The following is a 13,846-nucleotide window of genomic DNA, read 5'->3' as shown; positions in this document are numbered from 1 at the left end:
CACCACCCGAATTATATTGTGATTTCCCAGCAGAGATGCCCGCCCGCCTGTAAGCGGTACGGGCACATTCTCTTATTGCTTGGCTGTAATGAACTGATCAAGTCTAATGGCAATAGCTGCCGCCTGTTCACGCGTAAGCGGATTGGACGGATTCACCTTGTTGCCTTCCCCAAGGATAATTCCGTTCTTGATGCTCAGAGCCACTGCTTGTCCCGCCCATGCCGGAACCTTGTCCTTGTCAGTGAAGCCGCTGAGGATCGAAGTGACTTCAGCCTCACTAAGTTCACTGCCCGGATTAACTTGATTCAGCAATCTTCCGAGCATCGTCATCGCTTCTACACGCGTAAGTGTATCCTTAGGCGCGTATTTGCCGCCTTCAAGTCCGGTAACAATACCCAGCCCGGCAGCAATGGAGACGCTGCGGTTATACCAGCTGCTGCCGCTGACATCAGTGAAGCCCGCCGAAGCTGCCTGCTTGTTCATCAGACCTGCGACCCGCAGCAGAATCGTTGGATACTCTGCTCTGGTCACTTGGCCTGCCGGATCGAACGTATCTGCCGACTTACCCAAGACGAACAGCTTGGCAGATGCAGCCGCGATACCTGCCTTGCCCCAGCCTGAAGGCATATCCTTGAAGGTCTTCTGGTTGCGGATGAAGAAGAGACTTCCTTCTCCGGTCAGCTGTACATTCACTGCTGTGCCGCTGCTGTCCAGCGTCCATGGCACAGTCGTCCAGTTCCCGTCTTTGTCCTTAAGCACCATAGCCGTAATCTCCTTGGCCGCAAGCGGCGCAGGAATGGCAATCTTGGCTGCAAGCGCCGGAGTCCAGCTGCCCTGCGGCAGGTTCGCCGTAACGGTTACACCTGCTCCTGCCCCCATCAGCGTGAAGCCTTGCTGATCGGCAATAGCCTTCATGGCCTGCTGATCGGCAGCACTATTGGCACCAATACCGATGGTAAGTCCGGCGGTTACACCTGCAAGATTCTCAGGCGCAATGACCAGATGTCCCATTGGAGCTTCAATCACAATCTTCTTCTTCGCTGCCAGTTGCTGCTGTACCACACTCTGATCCACCTGGATACGGAATGCTTTGGCATTCGGATCGGTGGAGTTTACTGTGAGGTCACTGCCTGCTGCAGCTTCTTTATCCGTAATCCGGACGATAGCGGTAAGTCCATCCCACTCTGCTGTCACGGCCTGGCCGTTAACGGTAATCTGGGCTGCCTGCTCCGGTGCTTGTTCTTCAACAACTCCCGGTACGGCACCACCGCCTCCGCCACCACCGCCAGCACCGCCGCCTCCGCCTGAACCGCTGCTGGTCCAGACCGATGCAGGAACACTGCCGGATGCCCTAACCAGCTTGTCCAGGGAGGTACGCTTGGCCAGCACAACGACAGACCCTGGATGAGCGGTCACGATACCATCGAGCGGAAGCAGACTCCATGAACTTACATTGTCATTCCTTTTCAGTTCCACCGGATTGGACGAGAAGACCTTGTAAGCGATCTGCTGTCCGGTCATATCTCCGGCGGAAGTCACCGTAATCTTCGTGCGGTTGCTGTCTCCGCTGATTGGCGAGGAGACGGCTTGCACAGTACCCAATTCATTCGATTCAGGTACAGCTACAGTTGTCACAGCCATGCCCTTGAGCGTAACACCCTCGGACACCTGATACTCTGCCTCAATCAGGCTGGAGCCGGTGGCAAGTGCGGTAATTCCGCCGTCTGCCGACAAAGACACTGCATCGCCTACGGCGACTGTATAAGTCAATCTCTGCAGATCCTTATCTGCAATCGGCTCTTCCTTGAATTTCGGCTTGCCGGTATTCTCGTCCTTGCCGTCCGAGACCTTGAGATAAGCCTGAACTTTGCCTGTTTGCCCTGGCTCCAGGTCCTCTTCCGTTCCCTTCAGAACCAGTGCTACAGGAACCTTGTATCCAGCGTTCGTAATATCCACAACCGCTGTATTCAGATTGCCAGCTTCGTCCTTAGCCACAATATTGAGGGCTACGGAAGGCTCAGCCGAGTCAATCTTCACGGTTCCGTTGAAATCACCGGTTAACGAGTCCACTGTAAGTGGAGCAGAAATCTCAACATCCTTGTATTTTCCATCCGGCTGTAACTGGCTCACGGTATAAACTGCGGCCAGCTTCGTTCCTGTAGTTGTCGTTCCGGCTACACGAACTGCGCCCTGTGCGGTACGTTCGCCCGTTACCGGCTCCGTCAGATACAGGACCGGTGCGATCGTATCTACCGTCAGATACAGCATCGTCACTGAGATATCCTTGGTCACCGTATTTCTGGCTCTCAGTTCAAGAGCGAACGGGCCGTCTGTCTGGAACTGGTCGAGATTCAGGACGCCTTCGCTTCCGCCGCCAGTCTTGTTCGTCAAAGCTAACGTAGCGATGGATTTATCAGCGTTGAATACTTCCACCGTCAGATTGGACTGTTTGGAAGAGAGCGTCAGCTTCTGCTTCGTTTCGCTTGTCAGTACATTAATGTAATTTCCGGTATCTACTGCCGTGCCTTTATCGTTATCTACCGCTACCTCAAGCTTCGGCAGACTCGGAAGCGGCAGCAGCTTCTTGCTGCTGTCCTGGCGCTCGGCATAATGATAGTTCTGATTCTTGTCCGCATCTTCCGTTGGAACTGTTGCAGCAGTAACACCCACCACATACTCCTTGCCAACTTCCAGACCGGTATACTTCACCTTGCTTACATCCATGACCGTTCCTTCAAGGCTGCCCGTATTCACTTCATCCGAAGTGGACAGAGCCTTCCAGCCGCCGATCAGGAGGCCTTCGTATTTACCAGTCGCTGCATTCCAGTAAGGCTGAAGTTCCTGTTCGGTATACAGAATTTCTCCAAACGGCGAGTACGACTCCAGCTTGCCACCTACCTCGCGCTGCGCATCAATGATGAAGCTATGCTCGAAGCCGCTGTGTCCCGCCTTCTTCGCTCCCGGCTTGAAGGAGAGCGAGAACAATCCGTTACCGGCAGGCTCAACCGTGACGTCACTGACCACCTGCGGTGCCAGCGGATCAATGAGCTCGAACCGCTGCGGTGAAGTCTTGGTGCCGAAGGTGGCGCTTGATTTCAGCTCGGCCCGCAGGTAATAGTTGCCTTGTCTGAGCAGCCCGCGGATATCCTCGGGATTGCCCATCAAGGTTACATTCGTTACATCAATTACCTTGCTGCCGCTGGTTACACCACCGCTGACCGATCCGCCTGCACCAACCGGCACATCCTTGGCAATCAGCATTCCCGGATCACCCGGCGATAGCACTTCCTGTCCCTTTACCTTCGTTGTTTCTGTGGTCACCGCATCTTCAGCCAGATACAGGTTCACTGTATCGCCTTCGGCTGCGTTGGCTACTGTCCAGGAAGCTGTGAGTTTATTGATATCCGAGCTGTCCTTCGCCAGATTCACTTCTCCGAGTGTTGGCAGCGTAGGAATATTCATCAGCTTGGTCTCAACTGCAGAGACTGCCGTAAGCGTCCAGGTTCCGCCTTTTTTAGCCTCATTCTCAGGAATAATAATATAAGCTCTGCGGATATCCACCTCATCGTTGAGTCTGGTTGTATCCCCTGACTTATAGCTTGCAGGAATATATTGTGTAAAAGCATTTGCCTTAGGGTTAGGCTTGTCCGGATTGGCAAAGGTCTCGAATACCACCGGATAATCCTTGCCTGCCGCATCCTGCAGCTTGAATTCCGGCAGTTCCTTGCTGCTGTATTCCATCTCAATAATGGCATTGCCCGATGCAGCGCCCATAGGAATCTCGTGGATTCTGCCGCCGTTCTTCACTGTGATGCCGCCTACGCCGACATTCACCGATCCGTTCTCGACATACTTCACGCCTTCTGCTACTTCACGGTAGATAATCTCCTGATCATCCTCCTCGGAAGCAACCTGGGAAGTCGCCAGAGTCTGCACGCCTTCACCAATCACCATCAGACGCGGTCCAAGCTCGGGATCATCCACCACGAGATGGATCATGCCTTCCGGCAGCTGATCGGTAGAAGTACCGAATTCGATGCCCCCGCTCCAGTAGTAGGTAATGCCCAGAGAGATAAACAGCACACCGATACTGCCCCAGACCTTGTCATTATTAACGCCCAGGAACATGCTGGACAGCGGCATTCCGCCGACAATCGGTACATCCTTCGGTATTTGCACTTTGGAACCAATGTAGCCTTCAAAATCAGTGCGGTTCTTCTCCAGATTCTGTCCGACGAAGATTCCCGCCTTACCGATAATGATATCCCAGCCGCCGATATCCATTGCCGCTTCTACGCGCACGAACCATGGGGTCACCCACTGTGCTTCAAGCAGTGCTTTGGTCAGCATCGGGAGCCGGTCATCTTCTTCAGCATCATCCTTTGCGGCAAAATCAAGCTTGCCTTCCACCTTGAGGCCGGTACGTTTCACCGTCAGGTCCACATCCCCGAAGAAGTACGCCGGGGCAATCCCGAAGCGCATACCTACGCCCGCTTCAATGGTCAACGGGAACGGGTCCTGCGCCGTGCCCCCGGCAATGGTATCCGCCAGCTCACGTACCGCACCGCGTATAGCGGTCAGATAGGTCGCCCCGGTGACAAGAATCCCCGGCTTCGGAAGCTCGGCCCCGAAGGCGATGACATCCGGCAGAATCCGGCCGTCCTTGACCTTTTTGAGCGAGAATTCAATTTCCACACCCATCATGTTCTTCAGCTGTGCCGCGAACTCCAGCCCATATTCGTTACCGACTCCGCCATTCTGCACGGCATGCTTGATGGTAACCTTGCCGCTTGGAGCATCCGGGCCTTCCTTCTTATCAGCGTCCTTCTTCTTATCCGGTCCGAACAGGCCCATCTCCTGATTCAGATCGAAACCAAGCGAGGCATCCACGCCATAGAAGCCCGCACTGTTGAATATGACATTCTTAATCTCTGAGTTAATGATCTTCAGGGACAAGGAGCCGCCGAAGGAAATCCCGTTCTCTCTCAGAATGAAATCATTGAAGGAGAAGCCAAAGCCGTCAATCGCGAAGCTTGGAGCCCCGAACAAAGACTGCTTGTTGAAGTACACATCCCCGATCATGACCTGGCGCAGCGGATTCAGTCTGTCGCCCACACCGCCGATGGCCCATTTCAGGCTGCCGTTCTGGCTGTCGTCTTCCGGATTACCGTCATTGCCTTGATCTTCCTTACTGCCTTCTTCCTCTTCCTCCTCTTCCTCTGGTGTCTCCACCTTGGACGGATTGTAGTTCTCATCTCCAAGGGATTTGGAGAAGCCGTTGAAGAAATCCAGCGTCCATTCGCCCTTATGGAAGACGAACCCGCTGCTCGCTACGCTGAGCGTTCCGTCACCCTTGATGAACAAGGTATCCAGGAAGGGAAGATCGCCCGGAAGGCTATTTCCGAAGATGTCCAGCTTGCCGCGTACAAAAGCCAGATCCTTGCCTGTATAGGCCACAGCATCATTAATAATGGCCGGTTCGGTCTTGGTATCCACGATGACCTGCTCTTCATCACCCGTGCCGACCTGCTTGATCATTCCGCGGACCGTAACCAGAATCTCACGGTCGAATTCCGGGTCCTCGGATTCCGCTTCTTCCTGGAAGGCTTCAAAATCCTCTTCGGTTGCAAACAATTTGTAGGCATACAGAGGAGTCTCTTCAAGCGCTTCATCATCCATGAATTCACTGATATCAAATTCAGGATCAACCGCCTTGCTGGCTGCTCCGAACAAGGCTTTGGTCTTCTTATATTCGGTCACAGCAGAGTACAGGAACGAGCCGTCCTTGAAGGGCTCACCCGGGAACAGCGAGTTCAGCTGATCCAGCAATTCATCCTCTACCGAGGAACCGTTCGCGAGACCGCTGATATCCACAGCTTCCCTGTACACCGCCATAACCCCGGCTTCACGGATTCGCGTGTCATTATTATCGGTGACCAGGAACGACTGCGGAGTAGTCATATCATATAATGCGGCTACTTCCTCGTCCCCGCCGGCGTCGCCTTTATAATCAATCTCCACCTGGTATTCACCCAGTGGCAATTCAGGTCCCAGCCCGGCTTCCAGCACATTGCCGCCTTCGTCCACAAGGTCCCCGCCGCGGTACGTAACCCGCATCGACCCGGAGTAGCCATCGTCTGTAGGCTGCATGACTACTGCATCCTGCACATTCACCTTGTAGCGGCTTCCGCTTGCCTTATCTTTGAGGTACAGATCAAAGTTAGGCGCTGTAGTCGCATTGCCCGTATTGTAGGCTTCAATATTTGACAGATTCACCGTCAGATATTTCACATCCGTGCTGTATAATTCCGCCGGTGACAGCGCGTAGGAATACGTAGCGGTTGCTTCGCCTACCGGCGGCAGCAGAATGAAGTTTGTACGGTTAGACTCATACTGGGCTTTGATGCCCTCATCTGCGATGCCTTCGATTTTGCCTTGCGTCTCCGGGCTTCTCGCCGAGATCATATATTCCCGCGTTACCGGCCAAGGTCTGCCCTTAGCCTGAACCCGGAAAGTCGCGGTAATCGCGTCACCCGGCTTGTACTTCGGCTCGATGCCCAGTGCAGCTTCCTCAGGAGAGGCTGACTTTTTGAATTCCAGCATTTTGCTGCGGTCATTCTCCAGGACAGGATTACCGCTCGCGTCTATAATATCCTGTCCCTTCTCATCCTGCCTGACGAAGCTGAGGCCGCTCTCCAGCGTCATCTCCACTTCGATCTTGGAGTGCTCCATATTATATGCCTGCAGATTCTCCACCTCGGCGGTGATGGTGAACACTCCGTTGTCCTTGTACTTCGACGGAACCGTCTCTCCTTCTCCCAGATCAGCCGTAGCCAGCTGCTGAACCTGATCTACATAACGGATCGAGAACACTTTGTCCGGTGCGGTAATTTCACCGAGCCCATATACGGTCTCGAAGCTCTGGAAGCCTCCGGCTGCCAGCTTGTCCGGGTTCCAGTAGAAGGCAACGGCGGAATCCGCTGTACCATAATCATTGGTGTCTCTGGTGAAGTCCAGGTTGGGATGTACCTTGTAATCCCATTTCGTATTCGCCAGGCCGTTCCAGTGCCCGACAATCATCTCATCCACAATATTAATGTTCTGTTCGGCAAAGTTATTGAAGCCGTAAGCAACGACATTGGTTGCCTGCGGATTGGTCAAATCCAGCTTGTCGCGCATAACCCAGTAAGCAGGAATCTTGAAGTAAGCTCTGTCCTCTTCCGGGATTCCGGCATCCTCCTCCGGATTATGCACCAGCTTCCGCTCTACCTGCAGCGGTGACTTATAGGCGGTGCCAATCTGGAACTGCGGTCCATCGTTGCCGCCGACCATGGTATCCAGCAGAATCCGGCTGCCGACCTGGACCTGCGCATTGCTCCGGTTGTTCACTTCATAGCGGATGTTGACATTTCCGGAATTGACAGCATCCTTGCTGTCAGTGTAGAGCATCAGAATCTGCTTAATCTCTACCCCTTTAATCTTCCAGATCATCTCAAGCTGCTTGGTACCATTTGAATTCTCCACCACTTTGGGTGCAGTAGTCTCGGAATAATGGCTGTTGTCGAACTTGTATTTATTCCCGTAAATATAATCAGTTCCGTCGATGCGGAACGTCGTGAACGACGTTTCCGGGTCATCTCCCTGGAACAGCAGATTCACATTGTTATCTTTCTTGCGGATCGGCTGGCCGTCTACGGTGCGAATGCCGTAACGCCCGGTTTCGTTATCCACGGTGACCTTAATAAAGTCATTCTGGATCATGGTTGTCTTAGTACTGCTGGCCGCCTCTACGAGAGCATGAAAGCTCTCGGAGGTGGACAGAAATACCATGATTAGTGTGAGCATTACCGCTACTATGCGTTTCAACAGCTTCACCAAGTATTCCCCCTGTTCTTCTTTCAACTATTTCATATTGCCGACAAAGAAGGTGGCAAATTCGCGGTCCCGCTCCTGGGTTCTCACGACGATGGTATACCAGCCTGTTTTCGGGAAGGTGACCTTAAATTGACTGTTCACCAATTCAGCGTAAGTTAGCTTCTGCTTCACAAGCTTCAGCTGTCCTTCGCGGTACAGACCAGGGTAATACAGGATATCGAAGGTTCCGGCCTGGTTGATCTTGTCTGCTCCGGCTACCTTCATTACGTTATAACCGGTAACCTTGAAGGTGAGTGTATTGGTATTGAAGAGTGCAGACTCACCGGAGGAAGCCGAGATTAAGGTGTCGTTACCGAAGATCAGCAGTCCGCCATCCTTCACGACTACCACATCCTGATATACAACCGTCTTATTTCCTACCTGGTCAACCGCAGTGTACGTAACACGCTGGCGACCAAGCTTGCCGAGATCCAGCCCGCTGATAGCTACCTTCACATTCGCTGCTGCCGACACATTATCGGATACGGTGAAGCCGCCGAGATCAGTGCGGAAGTTAAAGTCCTTCTTGTTCTGGACAATACCTGCTGTTTCGTTATTCAGCGTCAGCTCAGGCGCTGTGTTATCAAGACCCCCTATCGTAACCGGAACCTTGTTCACATTGCCCAGCAGATCCGAGATCGTAACCACCGCTGCTCCGCTGCTCTCAAAAGCACGCCAGTAGCTGAAGGTGCCGTCCGCTGTACTGATCTGATTCGTATAAGCTGCTCCGCTCTGGATGGGTCTTGCTCCGAAGAACATTTTGTTAGGGGCTGCGACACTGCCGCTAAGCGTAACCTTCACCTTGCCCTTGGCATATTTCTGTCCGCCGATCGTAACGATCTGATCTGCCGGAACAGCTTTGCCATCCGCATCTACATAGGTATAGGTAATCTTATCCACCTCAGGCGGCCCGGAGAGAATCGTCGTAACCTTCTCTTTAATGACTGCCGTATTGCCGTACTCATCAACCACTGTGAAGGCGGCTGTTCCATTCTCAGTCAGTGTAACGCTCTTGGCCTCGCTGATGACCTTAATGGCTTTCGCCGAGGCATCTGCCTTCTCTACCGTAACAGTGACTCCCGTGGAGAACAGCACATTACCGCCGTTATCCTTCACGGTGCCAAAGGTCAGGCTTCCGTTCTCGCCATATTGGTAGGAACGGACCACCTTTACCTTCGGCGCTTCTTTGTTAATGTTCTTAACTATGGCTTCGACGGTATTGGTGTTCCCGGCCGCGTCCTTAATCTCAAAGACGAAGGTGCCATTGTCCTTGAAGGTGTACGCATTCTTGCCGCCATTATTCGTAATCGTTACAGGCTCTGAGGTGCTCTGAAGATAAGCGACCACATTACCGTTCGTACGCTCCATGTTGGAGTATTCGACCGTTCCCTCCGGAGCCGTGCCGTCAATATTCTTCACAACCAGATACAGGGTATCTGTCCGGTCCGGATCACTGAGATCAGTCAGATCGAAGCTGTAATAGCCATTCTGATAGATCTTGAATGAGTTGCCGGTCCGCACAGGCACCGAAGGGTTAACCTTCGAAGGGATTACACGGATACCCGGCGGAAGTGCGATCTCAATATCCGCACCAACCGTAGCATTTACCGGACTGTTCACGCTGAGTGTTGCGAGCGCATAGACCGGCTGTACTGTGGTAGGAGTGCCTTCCCCGACATCAAGCTTAGCCGCTGTACTGATCAGACCGCCCGGCGTTCTGTACTTCACCGCCACCTGGAGCAGCTTCGGATCACCAGTCGGAACCTTCACGGCTACGAAGTTGGTGTACGGCTTCCAGTTCAACCAGCTCACACCGTTATCCGGGGAGATGGAATATTCATAGCCTGTCTTGTCCTCAGATTCGAGACTCAGCTTCACAATTGCCGTGTAGCCGTCCTTTTCATCACCGGACAGATAGATCAGAGAGGACTTGGCATTTGACACAGGTGCCTCCGGCTGTGTCGTTGCCGATACTTTGAAGGTTCCTGCGCTTGCCGTCACAGAGCTGTTGCCCGCCCCGTCAACCGCGAGTACATATAACCGGTATTCGGCAATCTCTCCCGCTTTCAGCGATTTGTCGTCTATAGACACCGAACCGCCTGCCGGTACGTCCTTCCATTCTGCAGAAGACTCTGTAGGTACTTCTGCACCCGCTTGTTGTCTGACCCATTTATATTTGCTGACAAGTCCTGTTGTGCTATAGAATTCCGACACGCTTACACTCGTCTTCTGCTGCGGCAGCGGATAAGCAACCGCCTCAGGGCTGAAATACACCACCGGTGCTTCATTGTCAAAATAATAAGCCTTCGAATAGTAATACGTTCTGTCGCTGTGCTTCACCATCAGATGAATGTATTGCGTTCCGTTCAATTTATCGTTAACTGGAACCACATAGCTGTAGGTGGCTTCACTTACAGTAGCACCAAGGCCCTTGGCTGCCAGCTTGGAATCAGTGTTGTCTGCCGCCGGTTCAGTTGCCTCTGGTGAGGCAGCAGGTGTAGCTGCTGGTTCAGTTGCTTCTGCTGAAGCAGCAGGAGTCGTTGCCGGCTCGGCACTGCTATCCGGCGCCGGAGTCTCATCCGCTGCAAGCGGCGTCAGCTCAGGTTCTGCGGGCCCGGAAGCCAAGAACTTAAGGATGGCTACCGGCCCGATGCTTGCGGTGACTTCCGGTTCTGCCGGAGGACCCGGCTCTACTGGAGCAACAGACTCTGCCGGAGCAACTGGCTCAGCAGCTTCCGCTCCGTCTTCATTCACTTTCCTCTCAGCTGAAGGTGAACTATCCGATACCTTGGCAACATCCAGTCCGGTGAACTTACTGTCTTCATTCGGATGAACAGAGCTGTCGGTGATGGCATAACCCACATAATCCGGGTGCACTCCAGTGATCTGGAAGGTAACATCATGACTCTTAACAAAATCAGGATTAGCTTCCGGTGTGAACTGTGTCGGAATCGCAGCCTCTGAGCTCACAACCACTGCTCTTTCCTGCGGTGTCTTGACCGTCTCATTGCCCGCATTATCAATTGCCTTCAGATAGAGCCAATAGGAGCCATCCTCATCAATATCCTCATAGGTGGACCGGGTTACGGTTGAACCGGAGTATGGCGTATCCGCCCACTTCTCGCTCGCCGGGGAATCCCCGTCCTTCACCCATTGATACTTCACGCTATTGACTCCGCTATGCGGGTCCTTCACCAGAGCTTGTACAGTGGTGCTGTCCCCTCCGGCCATGGTAATAGCAGGTCCCTGGTTGTCCAGCTTCAGAACGCCTACCTCATGGGTCCAGTTGGAGTCGTCATTCTTGAAGTCTTCAAGCGGCCAGACACTCTCATCCCCGTATTGTCCAACAGCAGCGAGCGCCTGATTATCGGCATAAAAGATCTTGTCTGCCTCTTCACCCGGTGCTTCTGCGATCCAAGCCTTGTACTGTTCCTCATGTGTCTTCTTATATACATCTTTCTTCTCATCCTGCAGCAATTCTCTGGCTGAATCCCAGCTCATATCGGCTGTCCAGGTATGCAGGTACCATTCTCCGCTGTTTCCTTCCTCGAAGGCTTCCGGTGGAGGGGCAAGCAGGTTCGTCTTGTTGTTCACGACCGACAGCTCTACATTCTCGAATTGTCCGGGATACAACTCTTCCGACGGCTGCTTGGCGGAGAGTGCGTAACGCTTGAGCGCCGCGTAATGATCTCCGGCTACCGTAGCAAACGGATCAGCCTTTTCCTTACTCCACCAGTAGTACACCAGACCCACCGAAGGAGAGGCTTCCGCACTCATATTGGAAGGACGGTAGATTCCGCGGCTCGGCCGCTCGGCACCACGGTCTGCTACAGTCGGATCAAGGTGAGGGACTTTAATCGACGGATCGTTGGCATCAATCGTAACCTTACCTTTTTTCGCGTATTTTGTGGCACTTGCGCCTTCTGCCTCGAACCGGTAACCGATCATCGGCATCGTATTGTCGATGAACAGGTTCGCCCAGTCGATCTTGGAGTTGGCGAGCGAGTCGTCACTGCCGTAAGGCTCAATTTTCTCTTTATGGATTCCATCGTAGTTAGCGGGCTGAATCATCAGGTTGCCTGCGTAATCCTGGATAACATCGGTATCCATCTGGATAGGCTCACTGCCGCCCTTGGCATCATTAGATATGGCTACGGCCTTGAGCAGCGGAGTCTCTACGGCCAGCCCGTCAGGCACAGTCATGCGGAACGTCCAATTCGGTGTATTCTTGCCTATAACATAATAGGCTTTCATTCCGTTATTGAAGAGGATGAAGGTTTTCTTCTCATCCCAGCCGGTTTTGGCAATCGCCTCTTCCGTCATCTGTAGAGTGAAGTCAATGACATCTCCCTTGTTGAGCGTAACCCCGGTCAGAATCTCCGGCTGAATCCCGTTGGCTGTCTTGGAGTACTTCGGACGTACGGCATCGACAATGACGCGGAAGCCGCCCCGGTCGAAGTCAAACGGGTTCCCGCTTTTCCGGTCCAGCCAGGCATTGCTGCCGCTGCTCGGTACAGTGTTGAGATTGACAACCGCTTTGTTCCCTGCCGCATCACTGAGCACAGCTTCTTTCAATTTATTATCCAGCGACAGATCCATCTGCGCCCCGCCGGTGGTACCCCCGGTAATTAACGGTCTCAGCGGAAGATTGCCGCTGTTATGAAAAGGAACTCCCGTATATTTGTAAGCAATTTTCTTCTGGTAGGAATCCAGGGTGTTCTTAGTGAAGCTTGTATTCTGCAGATACTGCTGCTGTCCGGCTGCCGGAAGTCCGGTGTCCGGATCATTAATGAACAGCTTGTGCCGCAGGAAATAATCGGAGTTAGCTTCAACTACCGAAGTCGGTCTGACCGGCTCGTTGAAGTTGTAGCTGAGCGTGATGTTCTCATCTCTTTTGACATACAGCTCTCTCTGATTAATCTTATCGTTCAGCCGTTCTGCACCGTTGCCGGTGAAGGTATAATTGTCGATGACCGGACGCTTGAGATCCTGGAACTTGAGGTAGAATCCGCGCACACCTGCCGCTTCACCGTCGTCATCGCCTTGGCCATACACCATTATATTAATGATTGAGTCAGGTTTGATGATAGCCTTAGCTGACTTATTATATTTCTGACTGCTACCGGTTTTTTCACTGATAATGTCTCTTCCATCAATGCTCACTTTAATTTCCGAACGGCGCGTCCAGAAGACCCCGGAGTGACGCCGCAGCACGGCGAACCCTGTAATCATCTCGGCATGCCCGCTCTCCGCCATATTCTTCAGAAGCGGATTGTCGGCTACCTTCACCTGGAATTGAACCGTTGCTTCATTATCATCGACACCGGCAAAGATATCGCCCTTCGCCCAGTCGTATTTGGCGTCTTTATCTTCCTCTGTCTGCTTGAACCCTGGCACCTTGGTATAAAAGTTGAGAAATGTATTGTCCGCAGGGTAGCTTAGGTTGCCGACATGTTGCCCGTTCGGAAACGTAACCTCAAAATCATCACCCGCAGCCTCTGCCAGTCCGCTTAAGGAACCGGGTAATAACGACAACAACATGCTGAGAATCAAGCTTAGCGAGGTATATCTCTTCAATCTCCTGCTCATTAACAATGTGATGCTCCCCCTTATTCGTTCATCATTTCCTGTCCGGCGTGCAGCAAGCTTCGCTGTAGTCTGGATTCACTCCCTATGCTTCCGCATTCTCCTTTCGCCCTGCCCTCCCGTGGACAAAAAATACTGGTCATAAACTACCTATTTTTTCATATCTGCGTTTATTCTATCAGGCGGCTCTAAACAAACTCTTAACAAATCTCGACAAAATCCGTTTCAAACTGCCCTAAATAGGGTTAATACACTCGGAAAATGAAAAATAGTCCTGATTATCTAAAAAAAATGTCTGAAAACACAAAAAAACCACTCTGCGAGTGGATAATGTAAGAACCTCAGA

Annotated in this window: 2 protein-coding genes; both read right to left on the bottom strand. The window is 52.6% G+C overall.

Going from position 1 to position 13,846, the window contains the following annotated elements; translation table 11 throughout:
• Window positions 1–72: 72 nt before the first annotated feature.
• Window positions 73–7,875 carry an S-layer homology domain-containing protein gene (locus HQN87_RS25530; RefSeq protein WP_173139084.1) on the bottom strand — a complete coding sequence of 2,601 codons (7,803 nt, stop codon included), beginning with the start codon at window positions 7,873–7,875 and terminating at the stop codon, window positions 73–75.
• A gap of 27 nt (window positions 7,876–7,902) precedes the next feature.
• The gene (locus HQN87_RS25525; protein ID WP_173139082.1) at window positions 7,903–13,503 is read right to left on the bottom strand and encodes a hypothetical protein; all 5,601 of its coding nucleotides are present in this window, start codon (window positions 13,501–13,503) and stop codon (window positions 7,903–7,905) included.
• Between the last annotated feature and the right edge of the window lie 343 nt (window positions 13,504–13,846).

Source organism: Paenibacillus tritici (assembly GCF_013204885.1).
Taxonomy (GTDB): domain Bacteria; phylum Bacillota; class Bacilli; order Paenibacillales; family Paenibacillaceae; genus Paenibacillus_AQ; species Paenibacillus_AQ tritici.
Note: the sequence above shows the minus strand (reverse complement) of the source record. Positions and strands in the feature narration are given on the sequence as shown.